Below are 16,198 nucleotides of genomic sequence, written 5' to 3'. Positions count from 1 at the left end.
CGGCGCGGCATCGAACAGCGGCACTTGCGGCGCGGCCATGTCTCATGCCTATGGCGGCAAGGTCATGTGTGAGGGCGACGGGCAGGCGCTTTACTGCTCCGAGTTCAACGATCGCTACGAGCTGGCTTCCAACGCTTGCGGCATCACCGGACGCGACGGCATTAGGGCCGGTGTGTGGTATACTTGCCGTAATGGTAAGCTGGTGGAGGTGGCTTGATGACCTCCCAGAACCCCACCACACAGGGCGTGAAGGTGGAGCAGTGCGACCGCTGGATGGCATCCGAACCCCAAGCTGAGCGCGCAATCCACACTCTGCGCAATGCAATAAAGGCGGCGGAGAACGGCAATCAGAACGGTGAAAACTTCGTCGTGGCTGCGTCGCACGGTCTCATGCTTCGGGAAGCACTTCGGGCAGTCGTGGATGCCGTGCGGGATTACCTGCCACCTGATGGCATTGATGCGCAAGAGTGCCTGAACCGCATCATCGCCGCGACGGACAATCCAGAGATCAACCCTGTCATTGCGGAGATTATTGATGGCCGAGCGTAATATCCCTGCGCAAAAGGTGTTCGTATGCGACGGCTGCAAGGCAGAAGTCGAAGAGCGGATGCCCAGCGACTGGACCAAGCTGCACGTCAAAGCGAACGCACTGGACTTCCAAGGTTGCGCCGTTGCCGACGCCAGCATTTCTCGTGACCTTTGCCCGAAGTGCACAAGGGTCGTTCACAAGGCGATTAACGACAGCATGGCAGCCCTCGCCTCCCATCGGGGAGAAGCGAAATGAGCTGCAACTGCATCGATGAGATGAACGCCAAGCTGGCGGATCACAACACGAAGCTGGGTGTCACGTTCGGTTTCGGTCGTGACGGGGCCGGCTACACCTTTCCGCACCTGATGACGGAGAAGGTCGAGAAGCGCGTCCGGAAGGGGCCTGCGCTGGCGGTCCCTTCGTTCTGCCCCTTTTGCGGCGAAAAGTACGCCCGAGGTGAAGCATGATCCCTCCCACCACTCAGGGCGTGACGGTGCTGCCGTGCGACGCCGATCTGCTCAACTTGCTCGATGTTCCGAAGAGCGCGGACAATCTGCTGATCGTCGCGGCCCACCGCACCAACCAAGTGGCCGAACTGGTGGAGGCGGCATCCCGATTGATCGATGCTTACGATGGTCGGTTAACCGTGGCCGAGCAGATAGTCACTGGTCGCAACGACGATGCATTGCGGAAGCAAGCGAAAGACGCCCTAGACGATCTTCGCACCCTCACCGCCTCCTGCCGGGGAGAATCGAAATGAGCTTCCTCTCCGCCATCCTCCCCGCGCACCCCGATCTGTGCCTGACCTCTTGGGTCGAACGCTGGGAAAAGTGCCGCGACACCCCCCGCGAAACCGCCTGCCTCCGCACTATCGCCTCCGACGCTGACGGTATCGACAACGAGCTGTCCACCTACTGCCACGATGCGGCCAGGGCATCGGGCGAGGACCGTGCGCTGTGGATCGCGGACATCGAGCGCATCTTCGCGGAATACGCGGCGCAGGAGCAGTTCGATCACGACTGCGCGATGTTCGAGCATCGGACCGGCAAGCTCTGGGAATACTCTCCCGAACTGCGCGCCCGTGCTGCCAACTTCATGCCGGGGGTGATGTGATGGGAATGTATGCCCACAAGCTGCCGCCGACCGCACCGACGCTGGAACAGCGCTGGGGTCAGGCGGAGAAGCTGGAACGCGCTGCACGCCGCGCCAGCATGGCCGGGGGCGAATACGCTCTCGAAGAGAACCAGGCTCTCGCTGCGAACGAAGCCTTCTGGACCGAATTGGAGGCCCTGACCGGCCTTTCTCGCAAGCAAGTGGAGGCTCGGCTGTGATGTTCGCTGTGTCCCTAACCATCTTCTTCGCCCTGCTCGGGATGGCTGCTCTGGCTGTGCTCTTGGATGAGGGGGTGCGGTTCGCGAGTGCTTGGGGGAGCACTTCACGGATCAATCGACCCAAAGCGCCTCGGCCTCTCCCTACGCCGCGAGGCGAGGGTGAATAGTTCGCGCTTCAACCGGGGCGCAACCGCCACCGTCCACGCCCGGCAGGCCTTGCCGGAGGATATTCTTCGCCGCGTTGATGTCGGCGTTTTCAGAGTGCCCGCAGCTCGTGCAAACGAAGCGCGCTTGGCTCTCGCGGCTCCCTTTGTCGATGGTGCCGCAGGCGCTGCACGTTTGGGATGTGTAGGCGGGATTGATCTTGATGAGGGTCCCGCCGCGCTCTTCCAGTTTGTAGGTCAGCATCATCTCAATGCTGCCCCAGCCCACGTTGAGAATCGAACGGTTGAGACCTCGTTTCTGGGCCACTCCCTTTTCATGGGCACGGCGCGTCATGCCCTTCGTATTCAGTGCCTCAATCACGACCGTTCCGTAATCTCGGCAGATCGCCGTGGTTGCCTTGTGCTGCCAATCGCGGCGAACTCGCGTCGCCTTTGTCTTCGTCGCAGCCAGTACAGAACGCTGCTTGCGATACCGAGCGGACCCGCGCTTACGGCGACTCAGAACGCGGCCGGCCCTTCGGGCAGCCTTATCCAGATCGACAAGCGAGTGAGGAACGGTGGCAGTGTTGCCGTCCGACATAGCAAGAGCCAGCGTCACGCCCCGGTCGATACCGACAGCAGCCAAGGCAGAGGCAGAGGCCTCATGCTCCGTGCGCACGCCGATGCAGGCGAACCATTTGCCACCCTCGCAGACAACGCGGGTCGAGCGAATGTCGCCGCTGATCGGGCGAGTGTCGCGGTATTTGATCCAACCAATCTTCGGAACGCGAACTTGCGACCACTTTCGGTTGAGAGGTCGGGTTCCGGTATCTGCAGCCTTAACTTCAAAGGTTTCGTGGGTGCCTGCCTTGCGAAACTGAGGGTAGCCACCTCCGCGCCAGAACTTCGCGAACGCTTTGTCGAGGTCCTGCAGCGCGCTGTGCTGACAATTTGCCGGGACTGCCGCGATCCAATCATTCTCAGCTCGAAGCTCGGTAAGCTGGCGACCTTGCGAGACGTAGTTCAAGGATTTGCCAGTTGCTCGCTTAAATTGGCGCCAGAAGTCTCGCCTCTGCTCCAAAGCCAAATTGTAGATAAATCGCACCACGCGCGCGAACTCGGCCAGTTTTTCGGCCTGCTCGGCAGTGGGATAAAGCCTGTATTTTTGAGTGCGAAGCACCTGCATTTCGTAACAGATTTCGCCGCGAAAAGGAACCCCTAGTCATGACTTCAAAACCACAAACCGCCGAGGGGCTGCTGCCGGTAACGCAGGCGGACCCTCGCACGAACAATATCGCCACAGGTATCATCGGCAGTCGAGTGGGTGAGCAACCAACCGACGAAAGCGAACATTTCCTCCAATGTGAGGAGTGTGGCGAGGCGTTCGATTGCCGCGACCTCGGGCAAGTCTTTCATCATCACGAACCGGGTCACCGCCCGCTGGGGGAATCATGACCGATAACGTGATCCACCTCGCTTTCAGCAGTCCGCACACTGAGTCGGACATGATGGCTTTCATCTGCTGCAAACACTGTCGGAACAAGACCTACACCTTGACCGAAGACCGGACCGGCGACTTCCCGCTTATGCGTTGCGCGGCTTGCGGGGCGCACATGGGGCGCATGGGTTGGGCGCACGATGATGAGGAGCAAACCGATGACTCGTGAAAACAAAATGGTTACATTACGCCGCGACAAGACCGGAGAACCAACAGTCTGGTGCGATCCTGAGATCGCCGATCTGGTCGATGCGCTTAATACCGAGGATCTAGCGACGGTCGCATCGTGTAGTGGGCACGGGTATCGCCCTGGAAGCATCGCCCTTTCCGATGGGCGTTACTTGATGGTGTTCGGCAATATGGAACACGCCGCACCTGCCGAAGCCGCATTCCCGCTCGACATTAATGGCAGGCCGTCCACCCGTCACCGCCGCGCAGCCCTATCCCAGCCCCCTGCCGAACCGAGCGGGGATGCCGTAACCGAGCTTCTTGCGATGTTCGATGCTGCGACCCGCGATGATGGCCTGACGATCTTCGACCATACGCCAGAAGAGTTCGGATTGCATATCATGGAAAACCATCTGGCAATCGTCGCAGCCCTCCGCAAACCCGATGCTGCTCCGGCTGCGGATGTGGTGGGGAAGATCATCGGCGAATGCAATCGACAGGCAGACGCTGTGGCAATCTGCGGCGAGAAGTCTGTCGCTTATAGGCAGGCATGGGTGGATGCCGCGCGCATTCTACCCGAGGCCCTCTCCCAGCCCACCCCAAAGCCATCGGACGATGCTGTGGAGTTGCTGCGGGAGGCGCGGGAGCATTTCCAGCAAATCCACGACCTGACCGGCAACCTCGCTTGGAAGGAGGACTTGCGCGACATTTCCGACCGTATCGATCAAATCCTAAACGGGAGAGGGTAATGGGCGACGAAGTTGTCTGGACGGCCGACGAACAAGAACTGATCGACTTTCTTGCCGAAGCCGTCAGCGCCAGTCTCTATGTCGATTGGCAACCACGCGATGCGGCCTTGTCGATCATCGCGGCCATGCATCACGAAGGACTTTGTTTCGCTCGCACCGATGCGAAAACTGAAGGCTGGACCAAGGCCGAACTGGAAAAGTGGGCGCGAGGTTTGAGCAGGACGCCCGCTACTGTCCTCAAAGCCTTCATCGACGCTGGGCTGTGCAGTGACCAAGCGCCAAGCCGCGAAGAAACGCGCCTACCCAGATGAGCAAGAGAACCCGCCAATCGCAGCGCGATGCTAAGCGCCGGAAAGCCAAGGGCCGAGCGGCGCACAAAGCCAAGTATCGGACATGGCTTGATCGCAAGAAGCCATCGGTTCGCATGCAGCCCAGCGTCCTGACCGGCGCGCAGTTGGCCGCCGTTGTCGCGATGATGCACGGAGAAAAGCCATGACCCACTCACCCAAACCCCTGAAACCATCGCAAGCGGCGCGGGATGCTAAGGAACTGCGGGCGCTTGCTGATCGGATAGCTGCGAAACTGGCAGACAATGGCCCTCACTATCGGCTCGGTGCTGCCTTTAGGTGCACGTTTATGCATACCCCCGCCGAGCGACTCTTCCCGTCTGATTTTTTGACGTTCAAAGTGAACGGCCTCGTTGAAGAATACGATGGCAGAGTAGGGCCGCAACTGACCCCTCTGGGGGAAGCCGTAAGAGCCTCTCTCCGCGCCCTCGCCAACCAGGCAGAACCGCAATGAGCCGGGACAGCAACCGCACGGCGCATTCCCGCTGCTTCAACGGCGGCTATGTCGGGCACGGTCCTATCCGAAGCATGGACTACCGCCTGCCGGTTGAGAAGCCGCGGGGGTTGCTGGCGCGCATTCTCGGAAGGATCGCGGCATGAAAGGGGTGGACAGAGTAATGGACGCACTCGATCTTTTTGGCGAACCGATCATACGTAGGTCGGCCTATTTTCCGCGCCCCGGTGTCCGCCGTCGTCTTTCGCGCTCTTGGGGGCAGGGCAAAAGCGCATTCGTCCTTGGGTGCAATCCATCAGACGCTGGTGGCGATAGAGAGGACAATACCTCACGCTGGTGGAACCGGTGGTTCGAGCACTGGGGTTTCGCGCGCTACGACGCAGGCAACCTATCGCCCTTCGTCACCCCTTCGCCAAGTGAAAACAAAGCGCGCGTAGAGCGAGCATTAAACGGCGAGTGGGGGGATCGAGACGAGCTTTTCGCTAATCGAGATGATGTTGTCCGAATGGCAAAAGCGGCGGATCAGGTATTCGTCTGCTTCGGTAACATTGCTTGGGATAGCGATTGGACTGAAAGTGTCCTTGAGGAAATCCAGTCCGGCGAAGCACCTTGGCCCGATCTCTGGTGTTGGGGCAAAACCAAGAGCGGAGCCCCGATACACCCTATGGCTCGCGGCAAGCACAGGATCGATCCTTTAACGCCTGCTGTCTTGTGGCGTTCCGCAGCATGAGCGAGGCTTCAAGATGAGTGCGCCGGCCCGGATCACGCAAGCTGACATCGATCGCGCCACCAAGGCTGCGGCGAAGCTTAAGCGTGCCCGGGTCGTTCTCGACTTTGACAAGCGACGGATTGAGATCATTATCGGTGAATCGGGACCGCCCCCGGGTCATGACGATTGGACCGACGATGACGTTTAAGCTCCCAGACAACGTGCGGCCAGTGAAGGACCGTCACGGCAAAACCCGGTATCGGTTCCGAAAAGCTGGGCACAAAAGCTCCTACCTGAAAGGCAAACCCGGGACAAAAGAGTTTTACGCCTCGCTGGCGAAGGCCCTAGAGGTGAAGGCGGAAGGGCGGGAGATCAAGTCCCAGCAAGCCGTAGAGCCTCGCAGCCTGGACGATCTATTCCGGCGGATGAAAAAATCCCCGGGCTGGAAAAAGAAGGCGGAGCGCACCCGATACGCGCAGACCCGGGTGTATGAACGGTTCTTTGATCGAACTGATCGTAAGGGGAGGCGTTACGGGGCAAGGCCCACGGCCAGCGTTACAGTCGGTTGGCTGGAAACCATATTCGGCGCGATGGATGATCGCCCCGGGGCTGCCGATGACCTCCGAAAAAAGATGGCCGTGCTGCTGCAATACGGGATCGCCCTGCAATGGATCACGTTCAATGCCGCCCGAGAGACAACCCCTTTCGGAAAGCAAAGCGAATTTCATACATGGAGTGAGGAAGAGATCGCGGCATTCCGCCAAGCTCATCCGCTGGGCACGATGGCGCGGTTGACGCTGGAACTAGCGCTCAACACAGCAGCACGGCGCTGCAACGTCGCCACACTGACCCGGGACGACATCAAAGCCGGTCGCATTGTCGTGGCCCATGTGAAGGGCAATAACGAGGCATCGGTGCGCATGCTGCCCACGACCCGGGATGCTTTGGAAGCCTTGCCAGCGGCTCCGATCCGCCACCTAGTCACCACACAATTCGGAAAGCCATTCACCGTCGCAGGACTAGGCAATCGTTTCCGCAAATGGGCCGACGAAGCTGGATTGCCGCATTGCACGATTCACGGCTTACGGCGCGCGCTCGCGAGGCGAACGGCGGACACGGGTTCTACAGACGCAGAGGGGCAGTCGGTCACGGGGCATAAGAAAACGGACACCTTCGTGGGCTACCGCTCCAAGGCGGAGCGGGCAGCACTGTCCGACAAGCTTATGGACCGGATTGAGGCGCTGGAATTGTCCAACCTACACCCCGAGGGGTTTGTCCAACCTTCGGAAAGTGACGCAAATGCAAGCACTTAAAGAAAGTGGTGGTGCCCGGGGGCGGAGTCGAACCACCGACACGACGATTTTCAGTCGTCTGCTCTACCACTGAGCTACCCAGGCGTCGCCACGGCGTCGGCGGACCGAAGGACCACCTGCGAGCGAGCCGCGCCTATGGCCAAGCGCGTCCGCCATTGCAAGGGGGAATTAGTCCGGGTCTTCGCCGCCGGTAACCTCTCGGGCTATTTCGTTGGGCGAAGCTGCGCGGCCGGGGACGGAATATTGATCTCCGAACCAGCGAGCGAGATCGCGATCGCGGCAGCGCGACGAGCAGAACGGAGCGTGTTCCTCTTTGCGCGGCCTACGGCAGATCGGACAGGGCTTGGCGGTGGTCATCGCTCAACCATCTGGGCATGGGCGGCATTCAGTGCAATGCCGGGGTCGCTCTCCACCCGGACCTCCTTCGCCGTACGCCGGGCGAGTTCTGCCAGCCAATCGGGCTTGAATTTGGCAGCTATCGCGGGATGGGCAACGAGTGCCAGGATCGGCCCGGTTCCATTGGTCATTTCCGCCCGGCGGATGGCCATTCGGGCTGCCATGCCCACGCGCGCATTCGCCATCCGCTGGAGCAGCGATGGTCCCTCGAGCCGGGAGACGATCTGGACGAAGCCGAAACCGTTCATCGCCGTGCGCTCGTGCGGCCACCCCGCCAGCGCCTCTCCCAGCGCCGCATCCACGGCCTTGCGATCGCTTTTCCTCTCCAGGCTGGGAAAATCGATCCCCACCGAACCGCCGCAGTCGAACTGACGCAAGGCGCGCGCGATGGGCGCGACCGCAGCCACTGCGAGCTTGGCCGGCGGCAACCCGCCATCGATGTCGATCACGGTCATGGCCGGCGTCACCGCAAACAGAAGGCTGCCGCCCGGGAATGCCACGCTGGCGTCCCATGCCGCGTCCCATACGGCTTCCCAATGCCCTGGCGCGAAACGCGCCACGCGCCGGGCATCGGAAAAGGGGTCCATACCAAGGCTCGGCGATGGTTCGGCTATGCGCCCGAGCGGGCGCTTGTAGCGTCCCCGCTCGGCGATCGCCGCTCGGGTGATTTCGACCGGGAAGGAAGCGCCTTCCGAGGTGTCGCCCGGCAAGCGGTCGAGCAGGATTTCGGTCCCGTCGGCACTTAGCGCCGTGCCCCGCTTGGCGCCGGTGGCTCGCGATACCAACTTCGCCTCGACCGTCTGTCCGGCATGGAGTTCAGCCGGCCAGCGCAGCCGGGATGCGAGCACCGTGTCGCCCTCGACCAGCAGGGCCCGGATCTCGCCGATCCCTTCCTCGACCAGCCATTCAGCCAATCGGAAATCCCGCCGATTTGAGCAGCGAACGCGTTTCGTAGAGCGGCAAACCCATGACCCCCGAATGGCTTCCGCCGAGCCAGGCGACCAGGCCTTCTGCGGCGCCCTGAATGGCGTAGCCGCCAGCCTTTCCCCGCCATTCGTCGCTCGCGAGATAGGCAGCGATTTCCTGGTCCGAGAAGCGCTTGAAACGCACCACGCTCTCGCTGAGCCGTTCCTGCAGGCTGCCATCGGGCGTTTTCAACGCAATCGCGGAGAGAACACGATGGCGGCGGCCCGACAGAAGTTCCAGACACGCCCGCGCGCTCCCCTCGTCCTCAGTCTTGGGCAGGATGCGACGGCCCGCTGCAACCACCGTATCGCCACCCAGCACGAAGCCCTCTGCTTCCAGCGCCATCGCCTTCTCGCGCGCCATCCGGAGCGCGTAGTCGCGGGGAAGCTCGCCCCGGCAGGGGGTCTCGTCGATATCGGCGGGAACGATCGCGTCGGGTACCACGCCGAGCCGCGCCAGCAACTCGCGCCGTCGTGGGCTGGCCGATGCGAGAGTGAGGTGAGGCGCCGTCACCGGCGGATCGTTACTGCGGTCCCGGGCCCTGGCCGGGTCCGCCGCGTCCGGGCATGAAGCGATAGGTGATGCGCGCCTTGGTCAGATCGTAGGGGGTGAGCTCGCACAGCACCTCGTCCCCCACCAGCACTCGGATGCGGTTCTTGCGCATCTTGCCGGCAGTGTGGCCCAGCACCTCATGGCCATTCTCGAGCTCCACCCGGAACATCGCGTTGGGCAGCAGTTCGACCACGCGCCCGCGCATTTCGAGCAGTTCTTCCTTGGCCATGCAGTCTTTCTGTCCTTGAATGTATGTGACTTCGTTAGGCCGCGCGCCATACAGGCGGGCCGATAAAAAGGGAAGGGCGATAGCATTTGCGGGATTGCGCGAGGCTATCCGACGAAAGCGGACACTCGCTCGACCAGCGACATTTCGTTACATCGGGAACCATTGCGCCTCATTGCCGCTTCGCGCAAAGAGCTGCGTCCGGGGGGACGACGAGAAATTCGAGAGGTCCGCTCCCGTGCGCTTTACCACCACCGTTTCCCTGCTGGCGCTGTGCGCAGCTTCGCCCCTGCTCGGTCAGGAAGCCGACGAGCCGACCGCCGACGAGGTTCTGGAAGAAGAGATCCTACAAGAAGGGGAGGTCATCGTGGTGCGCGCCGACCGCTTGCGCGGTCAGCTCGATGTCGAACAGCCCCCGATCGTCGAATACGATGCGGAGGACATCAAGGCCTTCGGCGCCGGTTCGATCGCGGACGTCATCGCTCAACTCGAACCCGCAACGGGCAGCGCCCGGGGGCGCAACGGCGGCGGACGCCCGATCTTTCTGATCAACGGCGTGCGCATCGGCTCCTTCCGTGAATTCCGCTCCTATCCGCCCGAGGCGATCGAGAAGGTCGAAGTGTTCCCCGAGGAGGTTGCTCAGCGCTTCGGCTATTCCCCCGACCGCCGGGTGGTGAACTTCATCCTCAAGAACAATTATTCGAGCAAGGAAATCGAGGTTGGCTACGAGCAGCCGGATCGCGGCGGCTTCTCGCGCAACGAGCAGGAATTCACCCTGCTCCAGATCACCGACGGTGCGCGGATCAATGTCAATCTCGAGGCGAACGACGCTTCGCTGCTGACCGAGAGCGAGCGCGACCTGGTGCTAGTCGCGGGGCAGCAGAGCGATGTCTCAACCGACCCCGACCCGCTGCGTTTCCGCAGCCTCGTCGCCGACAGCGCGAGCTACCAAGCCGAGGCGAACTACGCCAAGGCCTTCATCGACAGCGGCAGCTCGATCAGCCTCAACCTCACCGGCAACCGCGAGGAAAGCCTCAGCCTCTCGGGGATCGATGGCGTGACGTTGACGGCGCCGGACGGCAGCAGTGCCTTCCGCACCTTCAACGCGGAAGACCCGCTGACCCGCGACCGTGTAAGCAATTCGATCGCGTCCTCGGGCAGCTTCGACAAGCCCATCGGCGACTTCCAGTTCACTGCCACCTACGACGCCGGCTGGACCGATACCCGTACGCTGACCGAACGGCGGGTCGACGCCCAGTCGCTCGTCGATGCGGCGGCGGCCGGAATTCTTGCGATCGACGGGCCGCTGCCGGCCCTGGCCGACGCCGGGCGCGACCGCGCGGATTCAACCCTGTGGAATGCCAGTACGCTCGCCACATTGCGGGGCCAGCCGATCCTGCTGCCAGGCGGGGAGGTCAGCACCACCATCGATCTCGGCTACGACTGGAACCGGATCGAGAGCGAGGATACCCGCAGCGCGATCTCGAGCCGCCTGACCCGCGGCGATCTGTCCGGCGGCCTCAGCGTCGTCGTTCCAGTCACCAGCCGCCGCGAGGGTTTCCTCGATGGGATCGGCACGATCTCGCTCAACGGCCAGGCCGGGTTCAACCGGCTGAGCGATTTCGGTACGCTCTACGACTGGACACTGGGTGTCACCTGGGAACCGTTCGACAATCTCAGCCTCTCGGCATCGCGCATCTTCCGCGAAGTGGCTCCCAGCCTTTCGGCGCTCGGCGATCCCGTTATCAGCGAATTCAACGTGCCCGTGTTCGATTACGCAACCGGGCAAAGCGTTCTTGCCGACGTGGTGACCGGCGGCAACCCGAATCTGGTCGCGGAAACGCAAGCCGACTGGAAATTCTCCGCCAATTGGGAGCTGCCCTTCTGGGAGCGCGCGCGGCTGCAGGTCGACTATGCGGTCAACAGTTCGGACGATGTCACGCTGTCGAGCCCGGCCTTTACCTCCGCTTTCGAGGCGGCCTTTCCGGACCGGGTGGTTCGCGATGCGTCGAACCGCTTGCTCGCGGTCGATCGCCGGCCGGTGACTCTGTTCGAGACCCGCAGCAAGACGCTGTCCTTCGGCTTCAACGTCGGCGGTCAGATCGGATCGCCGCCGCCGGAGCGCGAAGAGCGCGGCGGCGGCGGACCCCGTAGCGGCGGCGCACCCGCCGGAGCGGCACCCGCCGGGGGACGGCCAGGCGGCCCGGGCGGCGGCATGTTCGCGATGTCGCCGGAACGAATGGCTGAAATTCGCGAGCGCTTCTGCGCGACGCCCGAGGGCGAGGCGCCCGATCTTTCGGGCCTGCCCGAACAGATGATTGCCCGGCTGCGGAATCCCGACGGCACCATCCCGCCCGAACGTCTGCAGACCTTGCGCGATCGGTTCTGCCGCGCCGATGCTGCCGAGCGGGCCGAGGAATTCGCCCGCATGCGCACACTGATCTGCGCCGAACCGCCTAATCTCGATGCGCTGCCGCCGGAAGTTCTGGCACGGCTGCGCAACGAGGCAGGCGAGATCGATCCCGAGCGGCTCGCGCAATTGCGCCAGCGGATGTGCGCGGCCCGTGGGCAGCAGTCGGACGAGAGTGAGGGCGAACGGCGCGGCGGGGGGCGTGGCGGTCGCGGCGGTGGACCCGGGGCATTCCTCGGCGGCGGCGGCGAGAATACCGACACGCGGCCACGCTATTTCTTGAGCGTCAACCACACTATCGCGCTGGAAAACGAGATCCTGCTGGCCGAGAATGGGCCGCTGTTCGACCAGCTCGACGGGTTCACCATCGCCGGTGGCGCATTGCCGCGCCATACCTCGCGCATCGAGGGCGGCATCTTCTTCCAGGGCTACGGCGTGCGGGCGTCGGCCAATTACATCGGTGAGGCGGTGGTCCGCGGCAACGGCCTGCCGGGCTCGAGCGACCTGTTCTACGGCGATCTGGCGACCGTGGACCTGCGGTTGTTCGCCAATCTCGGCGAGGTGATCGAGAGCGAAGCGGAATGGCTGCAGGATTTGCGCCTGTCGCTGCGCGCCGACAATATCTTCGACGCGCGCCGCCGGGTCGAGGACGAGAGCGGGATCGTTCCGCTCGCCTTCCAGCCTTTCCGAATCGACCCGACCGGCCGCTATCTCGGGATCGAACTCAGGAAACTGTTCTAGTTCAGGCGCGTCCCCGGAAAGAACAGCGCGGCGAGCCCGCGCGGCTTGAACGGGGTCCAATCGCCTTCCGGCTGTGCCAGCCGGTCGGCGATGGCGTAGACCGCCGCCGGGTTGACGCCGAGCCCGCAATGGCTGGCGACGACCTCGATATTCTCGTTGTCCTTGCCATCCGCCTGCACCGATCCGCGCCAATGGACCACGCCGTCCGTGCGGGTCAGGATAGAGGTGGTCGGCACCGGCGGCGCCTCGGCGAGCAGGCGGAAATTGCCGCTGCGCATCGGCTCCGGCTCGTGCCCGTTGAGATATTCGAACAGGCGGCGGGCATTGGTGTGGCCCCGATCGTCGCTGATCGGGCTGCCGAGGCTTATCACCAGCCGCACCTTCTCGGGCGCCTGCTTCGCCAGTTCGCGCGCGAACACGCCGCCAAGGCTCCAGCCGACGATGCTGACCGGGCGGCCGGTGCGCTCGTGAAGCGCGTCCACGCAGGCCATCATCGCCTCGATCCGGGCGTTGTCGACCCGCACGTTGCGCCCAAGGTTCCAGCCCGCGCATTCATAGCCCAGATCGCAGAGCAGCCTGCGCAGCGGCGCGGTCGAGACGTCCGACGCCATGAAGCCGGGCAGGACCAGCACGCCGTGCCCGTCGCCCCTGGGCAACAGGCCCATCAGGGGGCGCAGGGCATAGAAGCTGGCGAGTTCGCCCATGGCGCGGCCCGGCTCGGCCAGCGTCAGCAGGCGGCTGGGCGGGTGGGCGCCGCCGTCGGCGCGGTCGATGGTTGCGGTGGCTGCAGTCATGATTTGGACGATCCTTTCGCCTTGGGAGGCGCTTTTGAACGGCTGCGGGGCTTCTTCGTGCCCGCTTTCTTTGGCGGCGCGCGCTTGTTGGGCGAGGGCTTGGCTTTCGCTTCCGCCGCGCCGCCCCCGTTCACGGCATCGCGCAGCTCCTCGAAGCTCTCCCGGATGCACTGCGCGTAGAATTCCGGGTCGGGCATCATGTCGCGATCGGCGGTGAAGGCGATGGTCGCCTCCTTGTCGTAGGACTGGACCGTGTGCGCGAGGCCCATGCCGTCGGTCAGGCAGATCAGCCCCATCATGCTTTCGAGCCGGGCGCCGGCGGAATAGATCGGCACCGGCGATCCGGGGACATTGGTGACCACGGTGGTGTAGATCGGGCCCACTCCGCGGTTCGCGAGGCTCAGCCTTGTGTAAAGGCGCGCGCCGAGCGCCATGTAGAGCGCCGGCGAGACCTTGCTGATCTCGGTCATGTTCCGCGCACCGATGGCGTCGGTCATCGCCTTGGAATTGACTGTCCGGTCGCGGCAGTAGGCGAGGCGCTCAGCCGGATCGGCGATATGCGTGCCGAGCGGGGCGATCATCGCCGCCACCTGGTTGCCCATGGTGTTCTTCTCGCCCTCCGCGCGGACCGAGATCGGGGCCATCGCGGTCAGCGTGCGCTCGGGGAGCTCGCCCTTCGCCTCGAGATACCGCCGCAACCCGCCGCCGACCACGGCCAAGAACACGTCATTGACCTTGCAGCCATCCGCCAATGCGCGGATCGCCTTGATGTCGGCCAGCGGCACGCTGACCCCCTCGACGACGCGGTGAGGCCCGATCGCCTTGTTGAAGCGGGTCTTCGGCGCGACCATTTCGCGGCTGAGGTCGAACTCCTTGGTGGCGAGGCCACGGATCGCCTTGGCAAGACCGGTGGCTGCCTTCGCTGCCACCTCTAGCTGCTTCATGGGGTTGGTGATCGCATTGAAGTAGCTGCGGCCGAGCAGTTCTGCCGGGTTGGGTACCTTCTCGGGTTTCCAATCGTCCGCGCCGGGCGGGGGCGGTTCCTCGGGCGACAGGGTGTGGGTGGCCGCCATCAGATCGATCCCGCTCATTCCGTCGATCGCGGCGTGGTGGACCTTGGTGATGTAGGCATAGCAGCCCTTGGGCACGCCCTCGACATTGTCGAGGCCTTCCACGATCGTGAATTCCCACGGCGGGCGGTCGAGATCGAGCGGGCGGGCGAAGATGCGCGCCGCCTGGATGCACAGCTGCCGCCAGTCGCCGGGTTCGGGCAGGGCGACGTGGCGGACGTGGTATTCCAGATCGAAATCCGGGTCCTCGATCCAATAGGGATAATCGAGGTCGAACGGCACGCGGACCAGCCGCCGGCGCATGGTGGTCGAAAGCTTCAACCGGCTTTCGAAGAACTCCAGGATGTCCTTGAAGCGCACGAAACCGCCCGGCGCGGTCTCGGGATTGTAGATCAGGATCGAGCCGATATGCATCGGCGAGTTGCGTGTTTCCAGCGCGACGAAACTCGCATCCATCCCCTGGAGCTGCTGCATCCTGTTCTCCCGCCATGCGCTCAAGCAGCGAAGCGTTTGCGCAAATGGAACGCCCCGCTCTTGCGGGTCCGTCTGAACGGGAGTGCTATCATCAAGCAGACCGGCGTCAACTTGACGCGAAGGGAAAGGGCCGACTTAGGGATCAGACCGCTTCGCCCGCGGCCACCCCGCTCGCCCAGGCCCATTGAAAATTGTAGCCGCCGAGCCAACCGGTCACGTCGACCGCTTCGCCGATGGCATAGAGGCCGGGGACCTTGCGCGCTTCCATCGTCTTCGAAGACAGTTCGGTGGTGGCGATGCCGCCCACTGTCACCTCCGCCTTCGCGAAGCCTTCGGTGCCGTTGGGGCGAAACTCCCAGCGCGACAGGCGCTCTCCGGCAGCGCGCAGGGCCTTGTCGGGCTGGTTGCCGAGATCGCGGTCCGGGTCGAGCATCGGACGGAGTTTCTCTGCGAGGATGTCGGCGAGCCGGACGGAGAGGGCTTCGCGCAACATCGATCTTGCGGTGGTTTGCGGCGTCGTCCGCTTGCGTTCGACCAGCCAGCCGGGACCGCGATCGGGCAGGAAGTCGATCGCCACCGCTTTGCCGGGCTTCCAGTAGGACGACGCCTGGAGGATCGCCGGGCCCGACAGGCCGCGATGGGTGAACAGCGCCGCCTCGGCAAAGTGGGCCTTGCCGGCCTCGGCAACGACTGGCGCCGACACGCCGGAAATCTCGCGGAACAGCACTTCCTCGCCGCCCAGCGTCAGCGGCACGAGCGCGGGGCGCGGTTCGACGATCCTGAGGCCGAATTGGCGGGCCAGATCGTAGGCGAAACCGGTCGCACCCATCTTCGGGATCGACGGCCCGCCGGTCGCGATGACGAGAGCCGGTGCCGAGTAGCAGCCACTACGGGTGGTGACGGTAAACGCATCTCCGTGATCGACGTGAGCGATCTCTTCTCCGCACCGCAATTCGGCGCCGCCGCGCGCGCATTCTTCCAGCAGCATGTCGAGGATCTGCCGTGCCGATCCGTCGCAGAACAATTGGCCCAGCGTCTTCTCGTGCCAAGCGATGCCGTATCGCTCGACGAGATCGAGGAAATCGCGGGGGGTGTAGCGCGCCAGCGCGCTCCTGGCGAAATGCGGATTCTGCGACAGATAATGGACGGGCTCTGCGCCGATATTGGTAAAATTGCACCGGCCACCGCCGGAAATCAGTATCTTGCGGCCCGGAGTTTCGCTGCGTTCGAGGATCAGCACCCGGCGCCCCCGTTGCCCGGCCCGCGCGGCGCACATCAGCCCGGCCGCGCCCGCGCCGAGCACGATTGCATCGTAGCGTTCGGGCATT

22 protein-coding genes and 1 tRNA gene are annotated in these 16,198 nt (G+C 63.6%); 14 read left to right on the top strand and 9 right to left on the bottom strand.

What is annotated here, in order from left to right:
* The 7 genes from ACGHN1_RS12815 to ACGHN1_RS12785 form a co-directional block, all read left to right on the top strand.
* Window positions 1-217: hypothetical protein (locus tag ACGHN1_RS12815; protein ID WP_390551244.1), on the top strand; the 217-nt coding region annotated here is incomplete at its 5' end.
* A complete protein-coding gene (locus tag ACGHN1_RS12810) occupies window positions 217-549 on the top strand; it encodes a hypothetical protein (RefSeq protein ID WP_390551243.1) in 333 nt (110 codons plus the stop codon). The genes ACGHN1_RS12815 and ACGHN1_RS12810, both read left to right, overlap by 1 nt.
* Window positions 536-784, top strand: a complete 249-nt coding sequence (locus tag ACGHN1_RS12805; protein WP_390551242.1) for a hypothetical protein — start codon at window positions 536-538, stop codon at window positions 782-784. The genes ACGHN1_RS12810 and ACGHN1_RS12805 overlap by 14 nt, the downstream gene beginning before the upstream one ends.
* Window positions 785-804: 20 nt before the next feature.
* Window positions 805-996, top strand: coding sequence for a hypothetical protein (locus tag ACGHN1_RS12800; protein WP_390551241.1), 192 nt, complete (start codon window positions 805-807; stop codon window positions 994-996).
* On the top strand, window positions 993-1,289 hold the full coding sequence (locus ACGHN1_RS12795) for a hypothetical protein (RefSeq protein WP_390551240.1): 297 nt from the start codon (window positions 993-995) through the stop codon (window positions 1,287-1,289). The genes ACGHN1_RS12800 and ACGHN1_RS12795 overlap by 4 nt, the downstream gene beginning before the upstream one ends.
* Window positions 1,286-1,642: a hypothetical protein gene (locus ACGHN1_RS12790; protein WP_390551239.1), complete on the top strand. Its 357-nt coding sequence runs from the start codon at window positions 1,286-1,288 to the stop codon at window positions 1,640-1,642. The genes ACGHN1_RS12795 and ACGHN1_RS12790 overlap by 4 nt, the downstream gene beginning before the upstream one ends.
* Complete coding sequence (locus ACGHN1_RS12785) at window positions 1,642-1,860, top strand: hypothetical protein (RefSeq protein WP_390551238.1); 219 nt, start codon at window positions 1,642-1,644, stop codon at window positions 1,858-1,860. The genes ACGHN1_RS12790 and ACGHN1_RS12785 overlap by 1 nt, the downstream gene beginning before the upstream one ends.
* Window positions 1,861-2,001: 141 nt before the next feature.
* On the opposite strand, the gene ACGHN1_RS12780 is transcribed toward ACGHN1_RS12785, so the two are convergent.
* Complete coding sequence (locus tag ACGHN1_RS12780; protein ID WP_390551237.1) at window positions 2,002-3,189, bottom strand: RNA-guided endonuclease InsQ/TnpB family protein; 1,188 nt, start codon at window positions 3,187-3,189, stop codon at window positions 2,002-2,004.
* Between the two features lie 38 nt (window positions 3,190-3,227).
* Here ACGHN1_RS12780 and ACGHN1_RS12775 point away from each other — a divergent pair, with 38 nt between their 5' ends.
* The 6 genes from ACGHN1_RS12775 (at window position 3,228) to ACGHN1_RS12750 (ending at window position 7,241) form a co-directional block, all read left to right on the top strand.
* Window positions 3,228-3,458: a hypothetical protein gene (locus tag ACGHN1_RS12775; RefSeq protein ID WP_390551236.1), complete on the top strand. Its 231-nt coding sequence runs from the start codon at window positions 3,228-3,230 to the stop codon at window positions 3,456-3,458.
* Window positions 3,455-3,670, top strand: coding sequence for a hypothetical protein (locus ACGHN1_RS12770; protein WP_390551235.1), 216 nt, complete (start codon window positions 3,455-3,457; stop codon window positions 3,668-3,670). The genes ACGHN1_RS12775 and ACGHN1_RS12770 overlap by 4 nt, the downstream gene beginning before the upstream one ends.
* Complete coding sequence (locus ACGHN1_RS12765) at window positions 3,660-4,418, top strand: hypothetical protein (protein ID WP_390551234.1); 759 nt, start codon at window positions 3,660-3,662, stop codon at window positions 4,416-4,418. The genes ACGHN1_RS12770 and ACGHN1_RS12765 overlap by 11 nt, the downstream gene beginning before the upstream one ends.
* Window positions 4,418-4,729 carry a hypothetical protein gene (locus tag ACGHN1_RS12760; RefSeq protein ID WP_390551233.1) on the top strand — a complete coding sequence of 104 codons (312 nt, stop codon included), beginning with the start codon at window positions 4,418-4,420 and terminating at the stop codon, window positions 4,727-4,729. The genes ACGHN1_RS12765 and ACGHN1_RS12760 overlap by 1 nt, the downstream gene beginning before the upstream one ends.
* Window positions 4,730-5,382: 653 nt before the next feature.
* Entirely contained in the window at window positions 5,383-5,949 is a 567-nt protein-coding gene (locus ACGHN1_RS12755; RefSeq protein ID WP_390551232.1) for a DUF1643 domain-containing protein, read from the top strand.
* Window positions 5,950-6,107: 158 nt separating this feature from the next.
* Window positions 6,108-7,241: a tyrosine-type recombinase/integrase gene (locus tag ACGHN1_RS12750; protein WP_390551231.1), complete on the top strand. Its 1,134-nt coding sequence runs from the start codon at window positions 6,108-6,110 to the stop codon at window positions 7,239-7,241.
* Between the two features lie 9 nt (window positions 7,242-7,250).
* Here ACGHN1_RS12750 and ACGHN1_RS12745 read toward each other — a convergent pair.
* The 5 genes from ACGHN1_RS12745 to infA form a co-directional block, all read right to left on the bottom strand.
* Window positions 7,251-7,325 (bottom strand) — tRNA-Phe (locus tag ACGHN1_RS12745).
* Window positions 7,326-7,409: 84 nt separating this feature from the next.
* Complete coding sequence (gene yacG / locus ACGHN1_RS12740; protein ID WP_390551230.1) at window positions 7,410-7,598, bottom strand: DNA gyrase inhibitor YacG; 189 nt, start codon at window positions 7,596-7,598, stop codon at window positions 7,410-7,412.
* Window positions 7,595-8,551: a ribonuclease E/G gene (locus ACGHN1_RS12735; RefSeq protein ID WP_390551229.1), complete on the bottom strand. Its 957-nt coding sequence runs from the start codon at window positions 8,549-8,551 to the stop codon at window positions 7,595-7,597. The genes yacG and ACGHN1_RS12735 overlap by 4 nt, the downstream gene beginning before the upstream one ends.
* The gene (locus ACGHN1_RS12730; RefSeq protein ID WP_390551228.1) at window positions 8,544-9,116 is read right to left on the bottom strand and encodes a Maf family protein; all 573 of its coding nucleotides are present in this window, start codon (window positions 9,114-9,116) and stop codon (window positions 8,544-8,546) included. The genes ACGHN1_RS12735 and ACGHN1_RS12730 overlap by 8 nt, the downstream gene beginning before the upstream one ends.
* A gap of 10 nt (window positions 9,117-9,126) precedes the next feature.
* A complete protein-coding gene (infA, locus tag ACGHN1_RS12725) occupies window positions 9,127-9,384 on the bottom strand; it encodes a translation initiation factor IF-1 (RefSeq protein WP_006833527.1) in 258 nt (85 codons plus the stop codon).
* Window positions 9,385-9,619: 235 nt separating this feature from the next.
* Here infA and ACGHN1_RS12720 point away from each other — a divergent pair, with 235 nt between their 5' ends.
* Complete coding sequence (locus ACGHN1_RS12720; protein WP_390551227.1) at window positions 9,620-12,532, top strand: hypothetical protein; 2,913 nt, start codon at window positions 9,620-9,622, stop codon at window positions 12,530-12,532.
* Here ACGHN1_RS12720 and ACGHN1_RS12715 read toward each other — a convergent pair.
* From ACGHN1_RS12715 to ACGHN1_RS12705, 3 genes are all read right to left on the bottom strand, one after another.
* Window positions 12,529-13,326, bottom strand: a complete 798-nt coding sequence (locus ACGHN1_RS12715) for an esterase/lipase family protein (RefSeq protein ID WP_390551226.1) — start codon at window positions 13,324-13,326, stop codon at window positions 12,529-12,531. The two genes, ACGHN1_RS12720 and ACGHN1_RS12715, sit on opposite strands and share 4 nt — an antisense overlap.
* Window positions 13,323-14,870, bottom strand: a complete 1,548-nt coding sequence (locus tag ACGHN1_RS12710; RefSeq protein WP_390551225.1) for a wax ester/triacylglycerol synthase family O-acyltransferase — start codon at window positions 14,868-14,870, stop codon at window positions 13,323-13,325. The genes ACGHN1_RS12715 and ACGHN1_RS12710 overlap by 4 nt, the downstream gene beginning before the upstream one ends.
* A gap of 142 nt (window positions 14,871-15,012) precedes the next feature.
* Window positions 15,013-16,197, bottom strand: a complete 1,185-nt coding sequence (locus ACGHN1_RS12705) for an NAD(P)/FAD-dependent oxidoreductase (RefSeq protein ID WP_390551224.1) — start codon at window positions 16,195-16,197, stop codon at window positions 15,013-15,015.
* Between the last annotated feature and the right edge of the window lies 1 nt (window position 16,198).

Source organism: Qipengyuania sp. MTN3-11 (assembly GCF_042851825.1).
In the GTDB taxonomy this organism is placed as follows: Bacteria; Pseudomonadota; Alphaproteobacteria; order Sphingomonadales; family Sphingomonadaceae; genus Qipengyuania.
Note: the sequence above shows the minus strand (reverse complement) of the source record. Positions and strands in the feature narration are given on the sequence as shown.